The sequence below is a fragment of the Motilimonas pumila genome (assembly GCF_003596335.1).
Lineage (GTDB): Bacteria > Pseudomonadota > Gammaproteobacteria > Enterobacterales > CBDFNC01 > Motilimonas > Motilimonas pumila.
This window is the reverse complement of record NZ_QZCH01000002.1, coordinates 201,456-222,212: the sequence shown is the minus strand read 5'-3', so window position 1 is coordinate 222,212 and position 20,757 is coordinate 201,456. Positions and strand designations below refer to the sequence as shown.

23 protein-coding genes are annotated in these 20,757 nt (G+C 43.9%); 9 read left to right on the top strand and 14 right to left on the bottom strand.

The window, feature by feature from the left end; genetic code table 11:
* Window positions 1-14 precede the first annotated feature (14 nt).
* The 6 genes from D1Z90_RS03710 to D1Z90_RS03685 all read right to left on the bottom strand — a co-directional run bounded on the left by D1Z90_RS03710 (window position 15) and on the right by D1Z90_RS03685 (window position 6,131).
* A complete protein-coding gene (locus D1Z90_RS03710; RefSeq protein ID WP_119909389.1) occupies window positions 15-1,286 on the bottom strand; it encodes a restriction endonuclease subunit S in 1,272 nt (423 codons plus the stop codon).
* Window positions 1,283-3,343, bottom strand: coding sequence for an HsdM family class I SAM-dependent methyltransferase (locus D1Z90_RS03705; protein WP_119909388.1), 2,061 nt, complete (start codon window positions 3,341-3,343; stop codon window positions 1,283-1,285). Before D1Z90_RS03705 ends, D1Z90_RS03710 begins: the two co-directional genes overlap by 4 nt.
* A 43-nt stretch (window positions 3,344-3,386) precedes the next feature.
* On the bottom strand, window positions 3,387-4,316 hold the full coding sequence (locus tag D1Z90_RS03700) for a restriction endonuclease (RefSeq protein WP_119909387.1): 930 nt from the start codon (window positions 4,314-4,316) through the stop codon (window positions 3,387-3,389).
* Window positions 4,313-4,807 carry a PIN domain-containing protein gene (locus D1Z90_RS03695; RefSeq protein ID WP_119909386.1) on the bottom strand — a complete coding sequence of 165 codons (495 nt, stop codon included), beginning with the start codon at window positions 4,805-4,807 and terminating at the stop codon, window positions 4,313-4,315. Before D1Z90_RS03695 ends, D1Z90_RS03700 begins: the two co-directional genes overlap by 4 nt.
* Entirely contained in the window at window positions 4,788-5,861 is a 1,074-nt protein-coding gene (locus D1Z90_RS03690; RefSeq protein WP_119909385.1) for a helix-turn-helix domain-containing protein, read from the bottom strand. The genes D1Z90_RS03695 and D1Z90_RS03690 overlap by 20 nt, the downstream gene beginning before the upstream one ends.
* Before the next feature lie 81 nt (window positions 5,862-5,942).
* A complete protein-coding gene (locus D1Z90_RS03685; RefSeq protein ID WP_119909384.1) occupies window positions 5,943-6,131 on the bottom strand; it encodes an AlpA family phage regulatory protein in 189 nt (62 codons plus the stop codon).
* Between the two features lie 182 nt (window positions 6,132-6,313).
* Here D1Z90_RS03685 and radC point away from each other — a divergent pair, with 182 nt between their 5' ends.
* From radC to D1Z90_RS03665, 4 genes are all read left to right on the top strand, one after another.
* On the top strand, window positions 6,314-6,805 hold the full coding sequence (gene radC / locus D1Z90_RS03680) for a RadC family protein (protein WP_119909383.1): 492 nt from the start codon (window positions 6,314-6,316) through the stop codon (window positions 6,803-6,805).
* A 38-nt stretch (window positions 6,806-6,843) separates the two neighbouring features.
* Window positions 6,844-7,302 carry a DUF2787 domain-containing protein gene (locus D1Z90_RS03675; protein ID WP_119909518.1) on the top strand — a complete coding sequence of 153 codons (459 nt, stop codon included), beginning with the start codon at window positions 6,844-6,846 and terminating at the stop codon, window positions 7,300-7,302.
* 188 nt (window positions 7,303-7,490) lie between these two features.
* Window positions 7,491-8,051 (top strand): tyrosine-type recombinase/integrase, encoded by a 561-nt coding sequence (locus D1Z90_RS03670; RefSeq protein ID WP_119909382.1) that lies wholly within the window; start codon window positions 7,491-7,493, stop codon window positions 8,049-8,051.
* A 17-nt stretch (window positions 8,052-8,068) separates the two neighbouring features.
* Window positions 8,069-8,770: a lecithin retinol acyltransferase family protein gene (locus tag D1Z90_RS03665; RefSeq protein WP_119909381.1), complete on the top strand. Its 702-nt coding sequence runs from the start codon at window positions 8,069-8,071 to the stop codon at window positions 8,768-8,770.
* 33 nt (window positions 8,771-8,803) lie between these two features.
* Here D1Z90_RS03665 and D1Z90_RS03660 read toward each other — a convergent pair whose 3' ends face one another.
* A complete protein-coding gene (locus D1Z90_RS03660) occupies window positions 8,804-9,460 on the bottom strand; it encodes an inovirus Gp2 family protein (RefSeq protein WP_119909380.1) in 657 nt (218 codons plus the stop codon).
* 462 nt (window positions 9,461-9,922) lie between these two features.
* Between D1Z90_RS03660 and D1Z90_RS03655 the strand changes: the two genes are divergently transcribed.
* A complete protein-coding gene (locus D1Z90_RS03655; protein WP_119909379.1) occupies window positions 9,923-10,948 on the top strand; it encodes a hypothetical protein in 1,026 nt (341 codons plus the stop codon).
* 91 nt (window positions 10,949-11,039) lie between these two features.
* Here D1Z90_RS03655 and D1Z90_RS03650 read toward each other — a convergent pair whose 3' ends face one another.
* The 6 genes from D1Z90_RS03650 to D1Z90_RS03625 all read right to left on the bottom strand — a co-directional run bounded on the left by D1Z90_RS03650 (window position 11,040) and on the right by D1Z90_RS03625 (window position 16,097).
* Window positions 11,040-11,246, bottom strand: a complete 207-nt coding sequence (locus tag D1Z90_RS03650) for a helix-turn-helix transcriptional regulator (RefSeq protein WP_232525193.1) — start codon at window positions 11,244-11,246, stop codon at window positions 11,040-11,042.
* Between the two features lie 78 nt (window positions 11,247-11,324).
* Window positions 11,325-11,747, bottom strand: coding sequence for a helix-turn-helix domain-containing protein (locus D1Z90_RS03645; protein WP_119909377.1), 423 nt, complete (start codon window positions 11,745-11,747; stop codon window positions 11,325-11,327).
* A gap of 20 nt (window positions 11,748-11,767) precedes the next feature.
* Window positions 11,768-12,772, bottom strand: a complete 1,005-nt coding sequence (locus D1Z90_RS03640; protein WP_119909376.1) for an SEC-C domain-containing protein — start codon at window positions 12,770-12,772, stop codon at window positions 11,768-11,770.
* Window positions 12,773-12,845: 73 nt separating this feature from the next.
* Window positions 12,846-14,177: a type II toxin-antitoxin system HipA family toxin gene (locus D1Z90_RS03635; RefSeq protein ID WP_119909375.1), complete on the bottom strand. Its 1,332-nt coding sequence runs from the start codon at window positions 14,175-14,177 to the stop codon at window positions 12,846-12,848.
* Window positions 14,167-14,457 carry a helix-turn-helix domain-containing protein gene (locus tag D1Z90_RS03630; protein WP_119909374.1) on the bottom strand — a complete coding sequence of 97 codons (291 nt, stop codon included), beginning with the start codon at window positions 14,455-14,457 and terminating at the stop codon, window positions 14,167-14,169. Before D1Z90_RS03630 ends, D1Z90_RS03635 begins: the two co-directional genes overlap by 11 nt.
* Before the next feature lie 347 nt (window positions 14,458-14,804).
* On the bottom strand, window positions 14,805-16,097 hold the full coding sequence (locus D1Z90_RS03625; RefSeq protein ID WP_119909373.1) for a cation:proton antiporter: 1,293 nt from the start codon (window positions 16,095-16,097) through the stop codon (window positions 14,805-14,807).
* 228 nt (window positions 16,098-16,325) lie between these two features.
* Here D1Z90_RS03625 and D1Z90_RS03620 point away from each other — a divergent pair, with 228 nt between their 5' ends.
* The 4 genes from D1Z90_RS03620 to D1Z90_RS03610 all read left to right on the top strand — a co-directional run bounded on the left by D1Z90_RS03620 (window position 16,326) and on the right by D1Z90_RS03610 (window position 20,369).
* On the top strand, window positions 16,326-17,720 hold the full coding sequence (locus D1Z90_RS03620) for an MATE family efflux transporter (RefSeq protein ID WP_119909372.1): 1,395 nt from the start codon (window positions 16,326-16,328) through the stop codon (window positions 17,718-17,720).
* The gene (locus D1Z90_RS21245) at window positions 17,717-17,884 is read left to right on the top strand and encodes a hypothetical protein (protein WP_158587048.1); all 168 of its coding nucleotides are present in this window, start codon (window positions 17,717-17,719) and stop codon (window positions 17,882-17,884) included. The genes D1Z90_RS03620 and D1Z90_RS21245 overlap by 4 nt, the downstream gene beginning before the upstream one ends.
* Window positions 17,885-18,032: 148 nt before the next feature.
* Window positions 18,033-19,472: a M48 family metalloprotease gene (locus tag D1Z90_RS03615; RefSeq protein ID WP_119909371.1), complete on the top strand. Its 1,440-nt coding sequence runs from the start codon at window positions 18,033-18,035 to the stop codon at window positions 19,470-19,472.
* 231 nt (window positions 19,473-19,703) lie between these two features.
* Window positions 19,704-20,369 carry an RT0821/Lpp0805 family surface protein gene (locus tag D1Z90_RS03610; RefSeq protein ID WP_119909370.1) on the top strand — a complete coding sequence of 222 codons (666 nt, stop codon included), beginning with the start codon at window positions 19,704-19,706 and terminating at the stop codon, window positions 20,367-20,369.
* On the opposite strand, the gene D1Z90_RS03605 is transcribed toward D1Z90_RS03610, so the two are convergent.
* Complete coding sequence (locus D1Z90_RS03605; protein ID WP_438941735.1) at window positions 20,362-20,724, bottom strand: diacylglycerol kinase; 363 nt, start codon at window positions 20,722-20,724, stop codon at window positions 20,362-20,364. The genes D1Z90_RS03610 and D1Z90_RS03605 overlap by 8 nt on opposite strands.
* Window positions 20,725-20,757: the final 33 nt, after the last annotated feature.

Sequence of the window (20,757 nt, the reverse complement as noted above, 5' to 3'; positions counted from 1 at the left end):
TTTCTTATTTCTACTTATACGGCTGTTGCCATTTTATCTTCTTGTTCTTCTAGCCGTTTCAACATGGCCTCAGGCAGTTCCACTTGCTCGATATCTATCATGCCTGTCATTAATCTTGGCAGGAGAATATCTCTAGCTTCTTTCAATAGATTTATTTGCTTTGCTAATACTGATATTTGCTTAGTTGAATTTTCGCTAATGACATAAAAATCATCTAAAAGCGAGTTGCTTGGAAAATTAACTTCTTGGAACTTTAAGAATGCTGTCCAGTTATAATTTACAATGTTACTTGCACTTCTAATCTCGAATACTTCAGAAGCTTTTATCTTCCGTAAGAATCGCAGAAAGTAGAAAAGATAATGTCCAACTTTCGTTGATTTCGGTCTTGCTAACTTACAAAAGCTTGCACACATTACATCTTCATCAAATAGCGACAAAAGTTCCTCTGTCATCAAAACTGTTTTAGCAACACCTTCATTTTGACTACCGCCAGACACTTCAAAGATGATATCTCCAGAAGCTAATTTTCTTGATGCTAGATTTGATTTCTTATGCCATCTTAACGGAACATTTTGCCTGTTTCCTGTAGATAAACCATTAAAGTCAGTGCCTCTAATGACATAGGCTGTTTCGGAAAACTCTTTTGAAGCTTCTTCTTCACCCCATCCTCCGCCAATTTCATGTTCTATATAGTGACCTAGATTTCGTGTTGACCAACCTTCTGGCAGGCCGGTTTTCTCATCAAAAGCAGCGATTTCGTGGCCGGGAAATTTCATTCGAACAAACCACTCTTCATAAGTGATCAGCGCCATTTCTTCTAACAACTTGATGCGTTTTAGGTTGTTTTCGATAAGGTCTTCGTATGAAGATACGAGGGCAACGATTCTGTCTTGTATAGTTCGAGATGTTGGAAACAGTAACTTTAATTTATGTAGATGATTCCTATTGATTCCAGGAACAGCTCCAGCAGCATTCATCTCTTTTAAGTTTAAACTTTCAAGAACGTAAGAAATAAACTTTGCATTGTTTCCTTTGAAATCCTTAACATAAAGTGCAGTGTTTAATGGCCAGTAAGGTTGGTCAATATAAAATACTTCTCCTATCGTGCCATATCGCCCTGTTACTACGCCCGGAGGGTTCGCTTTTGCTTCATTATGAAAATCAGTAATACCAGATGAAGAGACAATTGGTATCTCACCATGCTCCCGGCTATGCGATGGTAAATCATGGCCCCTTTGAAGCGTCATTACATCACCAAGTGCGACCTTTTCCCATTTCTCGCTCATAACTCGACCTCATTAATGCTGTCGATTAACTTAGTTGATTCAATATGTAACATTTGAAGTTCATTATTTATAGAGGTAATTCTTGCTTTGTAATCAAAATCTTTATCTATATGGATTTTGAAGCCTACATATCTTCCTGGTGTTAAGCTTTCGTCGTTTTCTTCTACTTCATCACGGCTAACGATTTTGCATAAGCCTTCAACGTCTTGATATTGGTCGTTAGGGAAATTTTCACGTAGCGATTGCCAATCTTTGATGCGTTGTTTGTAATCGGCTAATTCTTGCTTGAGTAGCGCTTTATGCGCATTCAGTGCAGCGGTTAATGACTTAAGCAATTTGCTGTTGGCATCGAGTTGCTTTTTAAGTTGTTTGTTTTCTTTGGTTGCCTTATCTTCCTTAGTTAGTGCTTTAAAGTCAGCTAAGGCTTTTTCTGAATCTGCTTGATATTGTTCAACTAAGGCAAATAACTTTTCAACCGGCTGGTTAAAACGTTCATTCCACGTGTGGCAAACATCAAAGTCACTGTCATCTGCAATACTTAATTTTTCATCTAACTCTGCGGTAATTGAGCTGAAATCAAGGTTTGGGCTCATACCTTTAGAAGCTGCACCTTTAACGTCTTCGGCATTTGGGGCAGCTAAGATGGTTTTACACTCTTTGCGCAGTTGATTGATTTCAAGCGCAATGTCTTTGGCAAGGCTGATTGCTTCTTGGTTATGAATGTTTTGTGCCGAGGAAATTGCAGTACTATCACCTCGGTACGACTCCATAATGGCGTTAAAGTTAGTTAACTGACCAGGTGAGTAATCGTTAATAGTATTGGTGACCACTCGGAAGGTATTACGAGCGTCGATCATTAAGATCTTGTCTTTGTTCGCTTCTCTTTTACCTTTGTCTAAAAACCACACATGACAAGGCAATGAACGGGTATAGAAGAAGTTATTACCTACCGCCACAATACAATCAACAGCCCCTGTTTCAATCAGCTTTTGACGAATAGTTTTCTCGGTATTGCCAGCGTCAGTCGCTGAACTTGGCATAACAAAACCTGCACGGCCTTGTTCGTTTAGGTAATGGTAAAAATACTGGATCCAAAGGTAATTGCCGTTATCGGCTTTTGGAATACCGAGGTCTTTGAAAAGGCGAACATCGGTTTTAACGTAGTCTTTTTTCTTATCGACTTTTTTCACGTTAAATGGTGGGTTAGCCATCACAAAATCACACTTGCCAACTAGCGCATGTGGGTCTGAGTAGAAGCTGTTGCTCTCAATGATTTTGCCTTCAATGCCGTGAATGGCTAAGTTCATTTTGGCTAAACGGGTATTGTTTGATTTTAACTCTGAACCGTAGCAGGTCACTTTTGTGTTTACTGATGCCTCTTGCTGTTCTTTTTCAGCCAGTTCTTCAATAAAGTGGCCCGTTTGTACGAACATGCCACCTGAACCACAGGCTGGGTCGTGAATGACACCGTGATCAGGCTTTATCATATTTACGATAAGCTGAACGAGTGATGGTGGAGTGAAGAACTCACCGCCTTCTTGAGCACCTGCACCGTCCATCGAAAATTTCATTAGGAAGAATTCGTAAATTCGCCCGAAAATATCGCCTTTGATTCTCTTAACCGAGTCTTTGTTAAATACTCGAATAAGCTCTCTTAGCAGGTCTGCATCGAATTCTTGATAGTTTTTAGGTAATACACCAGCTAAATCTGGATATGCCTCTTCAATGAGCTTCATGGCGTTATTGATGGCTTCGTCAAGTGACTCTGATTCTGGTAAATCTGCCAGATAATCGAATTGAGACTCTTGCGGTAACATCATTGCGCCAGCGGCTAAAAAGTCATCTTTGGTGGGTGCTCGTTTGCCACGAGGGCCATCAGGAATGCTTGCTTCGATTTGCTCTTTGGCTTGGTCGTAGCGGTTTTGTGCATAACGTAAAAGAATAAGACCAAGCACCGGATCTTTATATTCGGCTGCGGTTAGTTTAGAGTTAGCACGAAGCGAGTTGGCGCTATCCCATAACTCGGTTTCAAGTTGTTTAATTTCTTGTTGGTTCATAAATTTTAATACTTCTATATTGTATCGAGGTTAGTGTCACTCACTAACTCTCAAAAAATTCTTCGTCGATTCTCTTCAGGTGCAATACATCTTCATCTCGACTACCAATGTTGTAACGCAGCATCAGTTTTGCTAACTCTTTACCGTTGAGAAGAACGATACGCATACCTAGGTCTTTCGCTGTTTGAGTTGCTGATGCGGTAAATTCTGATGTGGTGATAAAAATGCCTTTTTGTGCTTTCTTCAGATTAAGTGCACCAAAGAAGTCTCGGATTTCACCCGCGCCAACATTATTGCCATCCGCATAACGCTTAGCTTGAATGTAAACCTGGTCAACACCTAGTGGATCTTGGTTAATCACGCCATCAACGCCGTTATCACCACTTTTGCCTAACGTATGGGCCATACCCTCATCGCTGCCGCCATAGCCCATCGCTAGTAGCAGGTCGATAAGCAGTTGTTCAAAGAAGGCAGGGGAAACTTTACGAGTACGCGACAAGATATCTGAAGCAAGGGCATCGTTGATTTGTTTGTAAGCGGCTCTTAGTACTTCATCTGGAGTGGTTTCATCCGCCAAATCTTCAGTTACGTCAGTAGAGACTGTTTGCGAGCTTGAAGAATCATTTTTCTGTCCTTTGAAAGCAACAAACTCATCAAACCGCTTTAAGTATTGATTATTGATGACTGCATCTTTGTCTTGCAGCGCTTGAATGCCCCTATCTGTAATAATGAAGTGTGCTCGCTTAGTGGCTTCCAGCAAACCTGCTTTTGTAAGATACGTTCTTGCCCAACCAATACGATTGTCGAGAATGGTTTGTTTACCGCTCGGCAATCGCTCTTCTCGCTCTTGTTCTGAAAGATTAAACCGTTCCGCCAGCTGATTAATAACATCCCGTAGTTTGATTTCTTTTCCATTTGCAGCTTTTGCAATTTCAAGGAACGGGCGCATAAACTCTTGGTAATTTGGGATCATCCAATATCCTTTTGATTTTCTAACTCTTGCTCTGCGATAGCCCACGGTAAACGCCTGCCATTTGCTTTCATCTGGTTATATGCATCTTTTGCTTGTGCGATATTAATCTTTTGATGAACTACCAGCTGAGTTACGAGCCAAATTGTGCCTTTGACGATAGCGGCTTCTTTTTCTGCTGCTTTTCTAAGCGCCATATCGCCAGTTAGCAAAGGACACAGCTCTTGCTTAGCTAACGCAAGGGCGAAACAATCGTTTCTGCTTGCCTGGGTATAAGTCCCTGTTAGCTGCATGGCATACATCATGAACTCGGAAGAGACCTCTTTTAACGCCAACCCTAAACCAGGCAAGTGAGCGTGCTCCTCTTCAAGCTCTTCAAAAAACAAGATATCTGGCGTTGCGAAATCAAAGGGTAACTGAAACATTGCTTCCAACAGGCCGCCTTCTTCCATGTCAATAAGGATGTTGGCATCACTAATTAGAAGCTGCTGCACTCAACACCTCCAACTTTCGTTCTTTATGAAAGCTAGAGAGAGACATGCCAAGTAACTCAGCAGCTTTTGATTCCCCTATGTACTCCTCACCTAAAGCACGATAGACCAATTGCTTGTGTAGGTAAGTCGACTCATGAGGGTAAGCTTTTCCAGGCTCTTGTGTACGCCAGCCATTTTTACTAAATAGCATAAATAGGTTTTTCTGAGTCGCTGGCGTAATTATTCCACATTGTCCAGCTCGAAACAGTGCTGCCAGCATGCTTATGCCATATTCGTGCTTAAGCATAAATAATTCACGCGGTTCAATATGGCGGCGCTTTTCACCCAGGTGCTCAATAAGCGTTTGGGCAGGCAAAAGAAATGCACCAGCAAATACATCACAGGCTTTCTCTTCATCAATACCTTCAACCAAGCGGCCATGTACGACTAAGTGACCTAGCTCATGTGCCAAGGTAAAGCGCTGGCGGTCTCCACTTTGAGCTGTAGATATGACCACTACTGGCGTGCTGCCAATCTTCCCAGCTAATCCATCGAACTTCTTATTGGTTTCCACATCAGTGGTAATGATCATCACCCCTTTTGCTTCAAGAGTATCGATCATATCGTGAATAGGATTCAGACCGAGATCCCAAGCATGACGCATTTGAATTGCTAAGCCTTCGGCTTGTTCCAGACTAGTGATTTGCTCTGGAAGTTCATCTGGTAGAGCAAATTCAGGGATCGGTTTTACCGAGTCTGGATAGAGCTCTAAAAGCTCTTGCCAACGTTCAGCCTGGTCTAAAACGTCACCATTGATTCGGTCCAGCACTTTCTTGGGTGTACTCGCATGCTTGCGGTACTCGACACCTTCCAGCTTGACCTTAGTAGGGCGAAAGAAGTACTCAGTGCGAACATCTAACGCTTTAGCTAGCTTCAGTAAGTTTGAAGATGAGGGCATTGTTGTGCCATGTTCGTACTTTTTAATGGCGTTAGCGGACAGGCCAACTTCGCTGGCTAATGCACTCATTGATAGCCCGGCAGCCTTACGGGCTCGTTCTAGGCGTTCTGCAAACATGGTACCCTCTCAAGCAACGGCTTGGTTTATAAAAATTGTTAAACTGAGAATAATATAAACCTTATCGCCGTAATTTGCTATTTAATTTACAGTTCTGCACTCTTCCATTTTGCTCATCAACCAATCATCAACCTCGCTTTCAAGCCAGGCTTTACGCTTGCCCATAACGGTATAGTTTTCAGGGAATTCACCTGCTTTAATCAGGATGTAGATGCTGCTGCGGCACAATGTTGTTTTGTCCATGACTTGCTGTAGTTTTAAAAATCTCATGTTGGGAATCCTTGTGTATTAGCTCGTTCATACCAAGGACTCGCCATTATTTTTTTACTTAGATTCAACCTGCCTTACCGCCCCCTCTCCCGCTAACTCGTATTCAAAATCCTTTCAGATATATTTCATCAATACGCATAGCCCAGTTGATAAAACTTAATTAACAGATATAGGAGGTCCCTATGCGTACATCTCGACCAACCATTCCAACGAGTAACCACTATCCAGCTCACCAAACCTCTAGCCTCAATGAGCTACTAGAGCAAGCCGCCGAAGCACTGGCTAAAAAGTACAAGCGTGAAGGGACGTTTACCAATCCAAACAACGTGAAAGAGTATCTACAGCTAAAGCTTGGTTCGTATGACCGTGAGGTGTTTGCACTGATGCTGCTGGATAACCAGCACCAGCTTATTCGTTTTGAAGAACTGTTCTTTGGCACTATTGATGCGGCGAGTGTTTATTCAAGAGAAGTGGTAAAGGCCGCCCTCAATGCTAATGCTGCTGCGGTTATCTTGGCCCATAACCACCCATCGGGGATCGCCGAGCCCTCTAGAGCGGACAAGCGCATTACTAGCAGGTTGGTTGATGCGTTGGGATTAATTGATGTGCGAGTACTCGACCACATTGTGGTTGGTGAGCATTGTGTCTCTTTTGCTGAAAGGAGCTGGATATGAATAACCATCAATCAGTCTGTAAGAGTAAGGAGCCGCTTATGCCAGCTAAATCACCACTCAACGACACATCAAACAGCTTGTCATTTAACAAAGCAGCGTTACCCATCTCCAATGCGTTATTGAAATGCTTGGCTGATGTGCTGAACAAGCAACCTGAAGTAGTCGGTGACAATTACATCGTGATTAACTTTAGAGACAAAGACTACAACGCTGAAAAAGGTGGCTTTCATCCAGTAGAGATTTCATTAAGCAAAGATGCCCACAATCGCTACACGATCTTGTATATCACTGACTTTAGTTACTGTGGTGGTCCTTACCCTGAACTTGAGCGAGATATCGACTTTGATTTTGGTAATTCAGCGGCTTTTACTCGATACGGTGGCTGGACGAGTATTTGTTCACCCTCAATTGTCGAGCTCTATCCATTGTGGGAAGACAACTTTGTCGCCTACCTAGACTCAGACGCTTACGACCAAATCGAAGTAAGAAGTCATTAGGCGTCAGTTCAACACAACTCAAACAGCACTTTCCAACAACATCCACCAGCACAGATAACGGCTGATACTGCTGCTTCCCATATTGTTAAAACGGGAAGCTTGGAACCCTTGCTACATAAGGGTTTGGCGGTATCGGTCTCTCTGTGCTTCCCAAAACACCCTTCTACAGACAAAAAAGGAAGCAGACTATGGCTGAGGTCCAAGCGATCAAAGACGACGACACCATTCGACTCATTGGCCACTTACTCGCTATTCGTTGTAATCCGCAAATGGCTGACGTTTGGCACATTGGGTTAAACCTGGCACTACGAATATCCGATTTACTCTCTATCCGCTTTGAAGATATTAATGATGATCGACTCATTATTCGTGAAAGCAAAACAGGCAAGATGGCAAACATCCAGTTAAACACCAAGGCAAGAGAACACATTACCAAAGTACGGGAGAAACACCCTGACCATGTTTACCTATTTCAGTCACATCGATGCCAGCAACTAAAACATAAACCGCCGCAGCCGTTCTCTCGGCGTGCGGTGTCTATGGCCTTTCAACAAGTAGGACAAGAACTCAAGCTTGCGCTGGGTACTCACTCCATGCGCAAAACACGAGGTTATTTCCTCTATCAATCCACAAAAGATATCGGTCGCGTGATGAAGATGCTACGCCACACCTCAGAGGGCGTGACGCTTCGTTATATCGGTATCACTCAAGATGAAGTCGACAAAGACTTTGTATCACTCGAACTGTAACTAAGAGAGGTTCTATCATGGAACACTTACAACCTGGCGATCACCTGGTGGTGAACGTTGATGTACTGGGGATTACTGAGCATCACGGTTTATACATCGGTAATGATGACGTCATCCATCTTTGCGCTCACGCTAAGCAAGTCATACTCAGTTGCTTAGCTACGTTTTCTGATGAGAAAGAAATCAGAGTGAAACGACGTGCCCCCTATCCACAAGAAGCCATTGATTACGCAAAGCATCAGTTAGGCATACGTGGTTATGATGTAGGTACGAACAATTGTGAACACTTCGTAAATCGCTGCATTGAACAGCGACATACGTCTAACCAAGTGAGTAACAGCGGTCATGTAATCGTTCATGTTGCAGCTAGGCAAGGTCTACTCGGTCAATCAGCTAAACAGTTTGCTAAAGGTCCACTAGGCACCATCGCTATCGCCTCTACAGGGGCCAAGTACGTGGGTGAATACATTGGCTTGCCTGATAGTGTAAACACCGTTGTTGGGGCTCCTGGAGATCTTGTCGCCAAGCCGATTGAAGCCGCCTACAAGGGTACCGTTGATACACTGAGTAATACTTACGATAAACTGAGTGATGGTGAAATCATCGGTGCTACTGGCGAACTTATATCAGGCACTGTAGAGACTGCGGTTGATGTCGTCTTTGCACCCATTGAAGTAGTGGGTAACACCTGGAATGCCATTACATCATGGTTTGATTAACATACTGGAGGGCTAAACACCCTCCGTCCATCACTACCGATAGCTGGTACCAAAATTACGGCGTCCCTCACCATAATGTTTAGTATCTTTTTTTGCCAGATAACTTAAACGGTAAAATAGCTCCTCATACTGACGAGAAAACTCGGAGGTACCTTGATGTAAATAATACCCTCCATTTTTGGTAAAATGCACCAACCCAATCGCGTTGTGATAATCCATGCCTAGCGCACTAGCCCAAGCATCATGAATCATCCCTGCTAAACTATCTCTTCTTTCCCACTCACCTAGCTTATGGAATTTCTCTTTATTAAAAAGCAAAACCATGTGGTAATGATCATTTACTGATGTATCTCGCTCTCTGCCCCAAATAAACCGAACACTTGAAGAACGTACTCTTCGATTCGCTTTTTCGTACCTGCGGTCCATTGCTTTAATTTTTGCCTTAATCGATTCGGTGAACCGTGAGATGACCCTATCTCTAAATCGACATTGGTTGACGATCTCATCTCGACTTAAGCAATCAAGCACTTGAGGAGCTTGTGGCATCTTAAGATCAATCCGTACTGCATAGACGCGTTTGTTCTCATCACATGCGTGATTCAATGTATCTATTGTTTTGTCTAAGTATCTTTCGTTGTAGTCATTTAGGTTGCCTTGAATGGGCAACCCTTTGAAGTAGTTGTTGTTCATTTTTACTTACCTATGGTTGGTTATCATAAGTAAGATCTGTTGTATTTATTTACTGGATTATCAGGTGACCATACTAAGGTATGTTCACTAAGAGAGAGGCAGGTATATAACTATACCGACAGCACTTAGGTGATCCCGTCACTCAATTCCCTCTTCTATAGCAACAGCAAAAAACCACCTCAACAGTCGCTTGTTTTACTCTGACGTTATCTCATGAATTCATCGAGAGCTTTTTATCTGATTAACTTTGTTTTACTCATCGTATTAGCAATACCTAGATAACCGTTAACGGCCGTAAATCGGAAGAAATTGCTAATATGCACCGACAAATGGGCCACCACTCCAGTAACCACGGATAGAAATCAAAAAACCAATGACGGGATAATTACGGCGTAATTATCTTTTAATCATCTAACTATCACTCTATTATTACCTTAATAGCATTTGCATTGTGAGGTTAAAATGAATGATTCTTTAGTATCAAGAAGCTGGAGGGAAGCTGTTTTCTATGCCTATCAGCTTAAAGATATGTTTGATATTGATTCAAAATATTTGATCGATAGGGCCGACTCATTAGAAAAGGCAGATGACTTTTTACTTCAAGATATCACTTCCTTTAGCACAGAAAGCATACAAAAAGCCTTAGCAAGTATGGGGCAAAAGACAACTGGAAATGACCTTAAAGCAGAGCTCATTTCTTTCCTTCAGAAGACCTTTAATGAAAAAGAACAGCTTAATAATGATGATTTCAAGTGGATAAAGGATGATCCCAGAATCTGTGCTTTTTGCTATTACTTTCTAAAAAGGCACACATTACACTCCCCCAGAGAAGAGGATATCGAAAACTTAAAACGGGATCGTTATGCATTAAAAACTAAAGCGGAAAGGAAGGATTTAAGAGCAATTTTAAAACGCAAAAATTCCCTTAAGCTCTTCGAAATACATACGAGGATAACGATGCCTCACAGCCATAAGGATAGATTCAAAATCATTCAGTCCGCTTTTCTTTGTGGTGAAATTGAGCTTAGTGGACAGCAATACATCATGAATCTTCTTAAAGAAGCTTGGACAAAAAGCCTACAAGAAGAAACCAACAAAAAATTCTCCAAGTGGCTCAATGGTAAAGACAATAATAAAGTGGAATGGTTATGTGATTATGCGAAAAAACAAGACCGTATGTTTTACTTGCTTTGGGATCCGATCAATGACGAAGAGCATTACTTAGCTTTAAAAGCGGAATTTGATTACGCATTTTTACAACAACCTGAAAAATATGAATCTTTATTCATTAAGGCTCGCTTGGCCTGGAATCAAATGACAGCCAGAAATAAGAAAGATGGCCCTAAGTCTCGTGGTATATCAATGAGTAAGCTTACGAGCAAACGTTTAGACTGGCTCGTAGCCCATAAAAACGAAAAAATTACGACGGTAATAAAAGAGCTTATTGATAAAGAATTTGAACAACTCAAGGGGCCTAAAGATCTCTAGTCGATACTCATTTTATAATAATTTTGCCTAAAGCCTTGATAAGAGACCATCGCTAACCTGCTATAGATTCGCGATGGTCTCTAGTCTTACACTAATAAGAAGCACTGACTCTTGCCAGCAGCCAAGCTTGCACTTCACTTTCAAGCCAGGCTTTGCGCTTCCCCATAATGGCGTAGTTACTAGGAAACTCGCCAGCTTTAATCAAAATGTAGATACTGCTTCGGCAAAGTGTAGTAACTTCCATCACATCGCGTAGTCGAAGAAAGCGATCACTACGGTTTTGAATAATGTCCATCATGTTCTCCTGGTTATCGGTTTATCCAGGAAGATGAAATATATCTGTATCCCCTTTGTTTACAGGCTGCCCAAACGACCACTAGCCGATAAACAATGAGGCTGGCACACCAAAACGCGCCGATAGTGCCTTTATGTGGTTGAGCGTTAAAGAGCGCTTCCCGCTTAAGATCATCGATACCGTCGATTTGGCACCTATCTCTTCTTTGAAGTCACTTAACGTCAACTGATGCTGGTCGATGATAACTCTTAGCATGTCGATGCCTGGCTCAAGATTATCAATAGCTTGATTAAATTCACTAAACTGCTCCGCTTCTTCTTCATACCTTTCAATCACCGGAAACATCAAGTCAATCACTGGCTGATGAGCATCATAATCTTCGATAAGTACTTCCATCGTGACGATCAGCTCTTGATATTGCTCAGGCGAAGAGATACCAGTAATCCAAGGCATAACATCTTGAGCTTTACTCACTGCCTTATCTAACGCTGAAATATCTAACATGCTCTACCCTCACCTCTTTATTAGACTTCAATCCTGAATTCAAAAGCTTGCTTCATCAATGGCTGCACTTCTACTTTATTTGGCGTCCGAAAATCATCAATATGCCTCATTGGTGCAACCGTCACAAAGCCCCAAAACGCCAAGAAACGTTTAATAAAGCGCGATTCAATCATTGTGCCTAGTAACTGGCTCGAAGATGAATAGCCATCTTCAGGGCACCTCAACAGTAAATCAGGGAATGCAGTAACCACCTCTTCAATCAACCGCTCCGTATTACCATGATTTTGCAAACGCCACAGCATAAACAACCAGAAGGTCCTTAAATCAACATCGTGCTCCCATCCATCTAGGTAGCCCCAATTGTACTGAGAGATTACTGCTTCGAGCATAGGGAGAAAGAACGCTTGAATGCCGTGTGCTAAGTACTGCTTTTGAGCTGCTTTTTTAACATGATAACGGCCACTGCGGCGATAGATGATACCCGCTATCTCTGCTAGCACTCGGCTGTAATGCAATGCATTAAACTTATCCTCGTTACTGCCTGCATATTCACTGATACTGATGTGTCGTTCAAATTGAGAGACTGCAAATTCTGGTAATAGCTCACTAGCCTGCTTAACGATTTTGGTCGGCAAGTTACCTTTGCTGGTGGCTTTAAACGAGCCACCGCCTTGCATGGCTTCATCTAATATCAATGCTAAGTAACGCATCACTGGGCTGGTTTTTAGATTATCTGGTGTATGTATTGTTACCCCTTCCAACTCACTGAAAGATGCATATAACCAATTACTCATTTGTGTTGGCGAAAGGCCACAGAAATCAGGATGAGGCCGATCATTAGCCGCCTTCATTTTTTGCTGTGCAACGATATTGAGTTCTTCTATAGACAAGTTAGGGTTCATGGCGGCAACTTGCTCAATGTCATCCAGCATAGATGCGTGTTGCTTAGAAACAGTGTTCATGCAGCAACGTTTGTACTTTTTACCACTGCCACAAGGGCAAGGTTCATTTCGACCTAGTTTCATGTTTTATCTACTCGCCTTATTTTTCTTAATGCTACGTCACCTTAAAAAAACGTCATCTCAAACCAACATCATCTCAAGCTAAAAGTGCCGCATTTTCTTGCTTACGATCTGCAAGTGTTTTTTCTATCGATGACTCAGTGGTCTTACTCACCCCGTGTTGCTTAGCAAGCTGCCTAAACTGACTAATAGCATCCACTACCTCTTGAATGCATTGCTGTGCTTCCTTCCAATTAGCAAAGCCAGCACTAGCAGCCAGCTTCTGCATCACTTTGAGTGGTGGCGCTTTTCCGTATCCGGCGAAGGCAGTCGCATGCTCGTTAAAAGGGTGAGGGCTAAAGGTTACATCGTAAAATGGTGCGAGTTGCCAACTGCCATCATCGGCCTGTAAAAAGCCCCAATTTTTACTGTGATCGTCTTGGTTCGCGGCAAACAAGTTAAACATTGCTCGACGAAATTGAAGTTGCCCAGCAGCGGGTGACCTACAGAGTTGACGGCTGGCCTTAATCAGATCGCTGTAATCTAAGCTCGGGCTTCGAAAATCAGCATCCAACAAGCCGCAAGCACTGTGCATATGTAAGCGCCCTGCCTTCTCCTGCGCGGGTAAATAATCGAAGCGTTTTAACGCAAGCCATGCTTTAGCGCCGCTACTTGCAGGCGCTTCAATTAACTGCCAAATCGGTGGCTGACATTTTGCCAACTCAGCCATTTCTAAATAGACCGCTTCACACAAACCTTCTTCATGGCCGAGCGCGAGATTTTTAGAAGTAAATTTAACCAGCCATGCTTCATCACCAGGCTTTGCAAAGGTTCGGCATTGCTTAGTTTCTCCAGCAGGCATATAAATCTGTGCCTTTGGCCTTGCACCACCCGAACTACCACCCGCGACCAATGCGGCCAACACCTGTTGCGTATGCCCATCTAACTCATCGTGATTATCATCCATATAATCTGACATCGAAGCATCGAACAACGTTTGTGCTTCTAAGCCCAAGGTTGCTAAATCAATATCCGCATGCATGGTGGCTGAAAACTCAGACACCGGAGAAAAAGACAGTGCTCCCATGCCTTTATCACCGACAAAGGCCAATCTATCCATCGCCGTTAATTGATTAGGCAGGATGCCCTTTTGCCGGAAAATACGATCTTGCAACAGCATGCCCCAACCATCGGGCAAACAATCGCCAAATACACCATGTACACCTTGGTGCGGCGCTTTAGGTGCGGCTTGGACTTGCGTATTCGCTTGCAAGGTAAACGGTGATAAATTGCCAAACTGCTGCAAATAGTCGTCAGCATACTGAAAAAAAACGCCTTGCCGATTCTGCGCCAAGACTCCAACAGATATCTGTTCACCTGAGCTTAGCGTACGAGTAACATTAAGCTTCTGAATCGGTTTAAAACTCATCTTTTAACACCTCATCAATACTCGTGGGTATAGCAGCGCGTTCTTTGCAAGGTTGCGTGAGCTGATAAAGCCTATCCAATGAATCGAGGGTCTGCCAAAGCAACAACAATTGGCGAAATGAAATTTGCCCAGTTAGCTCAAATTTCTTAATGGTGGCCGCAGGTACGCAGCTTCGCTCAGCAAGCGCCGCTCGTGATAGCTTTGCCTGCTTGCGTAACTCACGTAAATAAGCCGCATAAGCTTGGCTTACATCGGTATCATCTAAAAGTGAAAAGTTCATACGCAGTCTTAATGGCTACAATAATGTCCATTATAGCGCGATTATACAGTTTATGGTCACTATATTATCCATAAAGATATGGATAACTATCACGTAACTGAAGAGGGATGCTCAAAGCTGATACTTTGCGTCAAGCATGGGGTTGAGTTAAGGTAATTCATAGCCTAATAGGGTCGTATCTAGGAAGTAAACCACTGGCGGTTAAATTGGTGGTCAATAATTAAAAACAAAGACAATATTAACTGTATCCATCTGATTATTAATGCATTTAATATTTTAATCCACATTAAGATCCTAAACATCTAATAACAAGCCGCCCTCATAAATAAGCCCCCTCGTGGGCTTATTTATGTTTGATGTTCTGCTTCTTCAGGCTCCACCAGCTTGGCTTTTTCTATCATGGGAGTGATGGTGGAGCCTTGTACCAAAATGGAAAACAGCACAACGGCGTAGGTCATTACCAAGATGATCTCTTTTACGTCTATCATTTTGTCTTCAATGACCCATACGCCAGAAGGTATCGACAACGCCATCGCCAAGGCCAAGCCTCCTCGCAACCCACCCCAAGTCAGAATTTTAACCGCATGAGGGTTGTATCGCCGAAATCGCGCAAACCCGAGGTAAGACAACCACACGCTTAAGTAGCGGGCAAACAGAACCAGCGGAATGGCAAACGCCATTAATATCCAATCTTCTTGGTGAAACTCGAACAACAACAGGGTCATGCCAATCAGCAAAAACAGTAACCCGTTTAAAAACTCGTCCACCAGCTCCCAGAAGTGGTCTAAGTGGTCTTCACTTTCTTTAGAAAAGCCCACATAACGCGTCCAGTTACCTATCATAATGCCAGACACCACCATGGCCAGCGGCCCAGACACATGCAGAAAGTCGGCTATCACATAACCGGCGGTAGGAATGGTAATGGTCAGCAGTAGCTCCATAGAATGGTCATTGGTGGCACTGATTAAATAATGGAAAAACAACCCTAAAATAGCGCCATACACAATGCCGCCAAAAGCTTCTTGTATGAAGAATAAACTGATACTCGCCGCCGTGGGTGCTTCGTTGCCAAAAGCGATGGAGAACAAGGTGACAAAAATGACTAAGCCAAAGCCGTCGTTAAATAATGATTCGCCTTCAATTTGGGTAGAAATACGCTTGGGCGCATCGAGCTTTTTTACGATAGCAAGCACGGCGATGGGGTCGGTTGGCGAAATAAGCGCGCCAAACAGCAGACAATAAATTAAACCAAAGTTCACTCCCACTATTTGGCAAAAACCATACAGCACAAAACCAATAAACAAGGTCGAGAATAAGGTGGCGGCTAACGCTAAAGTGGTGATCTCCCATTTCTGATCTTTTAACTGTGGCAACTTAATGCCCAAGCCACCGGCAAACAACAAAAAGCCTAAAATGCCTTTTAATAAAAAGTGTTCAAAATCAATGCTGGCAATGGTCTTAGTAGCAATATGGGTCAAGTCAAACCAGCCGTTGTGGCCGGCCACCACTATCAGCAGCGACAGCATCATAGAGCCAGCGGTAATAGCAATGGTAGTTTGCATTTTGCCGAGTTTGCTATTGATAAAAGCAATCAGCATGGCCGCGGCAGACAATAAGCATAAGGTGTAATAAACAGACATCAGACTCTCCCTATAAACCTGCTGCGCAGCAGGCATACTTAATAACAGAACATATTGGGCAGATTGCAAAAATAAAACGCCATGGCGTATCTGCTTGAGTTAACAAAAGGCCGTAATGACACTTTTTTAAGTTCGCTTGCTTCGCTAAACTCATACTCAATTTCAGGTATTTATAGATTTAATTCCCTTTTCGGCGAGCGGATTGCCTTCATTAATACATGAGCCGTTATGCCTACTTTTTTGCGTCATGTTTTACGCCACACTGATCGCGCGTTTATTAGCAAACTGTTTACCCTCGCCCTACCTATCACCCTGCAAAGCATTTTATTTTCCAGTAAGGGCATGGTCGATGTCTTTATGATTGGTCAGCTCAGCGAAGCAGACGTTGCTGCGATGGGGGTTGCCAGCCGAGCCTTATTTGTAATGACCATTTTGCTTGCCGGTATCAGCACGGGCGGTGCCATGTTAGTGGCGCAGTACTTGGGAGCAGAAAATCGTTCCGGCATACGGCAAAGCATGGCGTTAACCACCCTGTGCTCGCTAGTCTTTGCCTTGCTCACTTGCTTTAGCTTTGTATTTTTTGCCCCTTGGGTAATGCAACTGGCTAGTCATGATCCTGCCGTGATTGCCCTTGGCAGCGAATACTTACGCCTTACTGGTGCAAGCTTGTTATTTGTCGCTCTTATAGGAGCAATGGGCGCAGGCCTGCGTTCCATTCAATTACCCGCTGTCAGCACTTGGTTTAGCGCTTTAGGCATTGCCTTGAACATATGGTTAAACTGGCTGCTGATTTTTGGCCATTGGGGATTACCACAATGGGGCTTAAAAGGCGCAGCCATCGCCACATTACTCAGCTGTATAATTGAAGCCGTTGCGCTTTATCTTTATGTATATGCCCGTCGCTTAGGCATTGGCTTTTATTGGCAAGATTGCTTGCAAAGCCTCAGCTGGAACAAAATCAAACGCTTTTTATTACTGGCCTTGCCTACCACGTTTAATTTTTTCACTTGGGCGGCAGGATTATTTACTTATACCGCCATCATGGGCCAAGCCAGCCAAGCAGGTCTGGTTGCATTAGCTGTGATGACCCCTATTGAAGCTATTGCCTTAAGTTTATTAGTGGGTATTGCGAATGCTGCGGGTGCTTTAACGGGCCATGAGTTGGGAGCAAAGCGTTATCAACAGGCGTATTATCAAAGCATTGCGTTTGTGGCTATTGGCGTTTTAGTCACTATTATCATTGCCTTGTGTATGTATCCACTGCGCCAGCCCATCTTAGCCCTCTTTGGCGCCTTGTCTGACACGTCGGCACAACTGGCAGAGACCTTTTTTATTATTTTAAGCGTGGGCATAGTGCTGCGCTCATTACCCACTATTTTTGTCGTTGGCGTGCTGCGGGCCGGTGGCGACGTTAAATTTTGCCTATACCAAGATATGCTAACGCAATGGGCGTTTGGCATTCCTATTACCGCATTGGCCGCTTGGTATTTTGGCGCCGTGGCCCCCGTGATATATGGCCTATTTTTTATTGAGGCCATCTTTAAATGGTTTGCCTGTATTTATCGCTTTAAAAGTAAACGCTGGATGAACCACCTAGTCGAAGAGGAACATCACTCGCCATGAAACGATTAACTGGAAATTGGCGCATTCGCGTCAACAACTTTGCCGTCAGCATTGAAGTAGAAGAGCGCGACGGTGACCACCATTATTGGCGCGATGCCAATGGTAATGATTTATGGGCACGAGTGCGCAACGAACACAAGCTGACATGGCGCTGTGTAAAGTAATGCTCGCAGCGGCGTTGAGCCTAAAACCCTCGCCCACTCAGTGTTTTATTGATTGAACGCAAAGCCGCTTCAGGCTGATCTGTCCAAGTTCAATGAAACACGCTAGAGTTAATATCATTGTTGATTTCATCTACTTATAAGAGTTTACATGTCCATTCAATTTTCTCGTATTCATTGGCGCTCTGCCGGCTTAAGCGCAGCGCTTATCGTATTGATTGGCTGCGCCGTTAGCCCGCAACAAGAACAACAAATAGGCGCTGAAAACGCCAAAATGGTCGAGACACAAATCGGAGTAGAACGCAGCCATCCCCTCGCCGATTACGTGTCTCAAGTTGGTCAACGCTTGGTCGCACAACTCGACCAACCAGAGTTCACCTACCACTTCGCAATATTAGACGACCCCACGCCAAATGCTTTTGCACTGCCCGGAGGTTACATTTTTATCTCACGCGGTTTACTGGCCATCATGAACTCCGAAGATGAGCTGGCCGGCGTACTGGCCCATGAAATAATTCACGTCAGCGAACATCATTCGATAAAACAAATGCGTTCAAGCATCTTGCCAAGCTTGGTGGAATTGCCCGGAAACATCGTCGGTGGTGTTGTCAGCGAAGACTTAGGAGCATTAATCAACACGCCAATCTCGGCGGGCAACAGCCTGATAAGCGCCAAATACAGCCGCACTCATGAATCAGAGTCAGACAGCTTAGGCATTGCCCTCGCCGCCAAAGCGGGTTATCAGCCAAGCGCCATGGCCGATATTTTAAAACGCATGAATGACGTGGTAGAGCTGGAATTAGAGCAAGAAATAGAGAAAAGCTACTTCGACAGTCATCCGTACACGCCAGAGCGTGTGGCCGCTATTCAAAAGCAGGTCCCTGAGATATCGGTTACCTCCAGCGCCCCCGTACAACCGTCTATGCTTAACCAATTAGACGGTTTGTTGTACGGGCCAAATCCGGCCAAAGGCGTATTTAAACAGCAAGTGTTTTTACACCCCGACCTCGACTTTACCATCGACTTTCCAGCCCAGTGGCACACCATGAACCAACCGCAAGTAGTGGCCGCCGCTAACAAGCAACAAACGGCACTCATTGGTATGACCATGGCAGATCCTCAGTTCACCGCAGCTGATCACGCAGCTAAGTTTCAAGGCATGTTGCAACAGCGCTATGGCTATGACGCACAAATTGATACACACAAATATGCTTGGGGCGGGCAAAGCTACAGTGTCAGCTTACCCACAGAGGTAAAAGGCGTAGCGAGCACGATTCAGCAACAATGGCTCAGTTATGGCGAACACGTTTATCAGATGTTTGGTTATGCTCCCAATACTCAACTGGATCTGGTTGATAGCACCATGAAAAGCTTTGCGCCTCTAACGGACAAAGCGCGCAGTAGCATTACTTCACTGCACATTAAAACCGTATCACCCAATGGCTCAGCAGCCGCTCTGATGAAGCAAAGTAGTCCGGCGGTTAAACCTGAAATGCTATTGATACTGAATGGCGTGACAAACCAAGAGGCGCTTAGCCAATTACCACAAGTGAAAATCCTTGAGGAAAAAGTGTGGCAAAAGCCGCAATAACCCGCACAGACTAAAAGTAAACGATGAGCCTCGCGCACGCCGGGCTCATCCTTACAGCAGTTTGTTTTCTGCGTCTCAACTTCGTAAATGCGCTATGCTTTGGCCGCATATTAAAGATGAAGTAAAGTCATTAGAGAATGTCATATATCTAGACTAAGCTATATGCATCAACTAATTAGACAACAATCTAGGTAATAGCCCAAGCTATTACCCTTAGTCGTTGAGGCGCCCATGCGAACAAGAACAGCGTTAACTTTAGGCTTTACCCTGATGCTCAGTGTGCCCGCTCTCGCGTTGGATCGCGGTGATGTTCGCCGTGAGCACAGAGAAAACAAAGTAGAGCGACGAGTTGAACACCGAGATCTCGACCGCGATAATATTCAGCACCGCAGCCGTGACATTCACCATAACCAAGTGATCGATAAACATGAGGTGCGTCGAGCCATGCGCCACCCTCACAACAATGTGGGGAATAATGTCAATATCGGCAACAAGGTCATTGTTGCGCCGCGCCGGCGTACGGTTAACAACATAGTGGTGGGCCGCCCTTACGGCCATTCCTATTATGGTTATGGCCATTACCATGACGATAACGACGCGTGGAAATGGTTATCTTTCACCGCCATTACGCTCAAAATTCTCGACAACATCAACGAATCAGCGCAGCGAGAGCACGAAGAAGCGCAGATAAAAGCCACCACAGCTCCGGTAGGCGAGCAAATCACCTGGAACGAGGGCGACTCGTCCGGTTACGTTGTTGCCACCAAAGAAGGTAACGACTCTGGCGGCAATACTTGTCGCGAGTTCCAACAATCCATCACTGTGGGTGGCAAAGAGGAACAAGCATACGGCACAGCGTGTTTACAGTCTGACGGTTCTTGGAAAATCGTTAACTGAGCAAGACCTCCAGCCAAACATAAATGGCTAAACCTAAAGCAACAAACACCGCCGCAGAGCCAAGATCTTTGGCTCTGCCTGCGAGCTCATGCAACTCGAATCCAATGCGGTCAACGACAGCTTCAACAGCAGAGTTAAGCAATTCAACGATGATAACAAGCACTATTGAGCTGATCATTAAGATACGCTCAACGGTACTAGTATCTAAATAACATGCTAAAGGTATGAATATACAGGCTAAAAGTAGCTCTTGACGAAAAGCGGCTTCATACTTAAATGCATGGTGCATTCCTTTTAGTGAGTAATAACCAGCCTTAATAATGCGCGTTAATCCAGTATTTTTCTCCACTGTAATTTCCTTATCGTCATAAATGAAATAACCTAATCA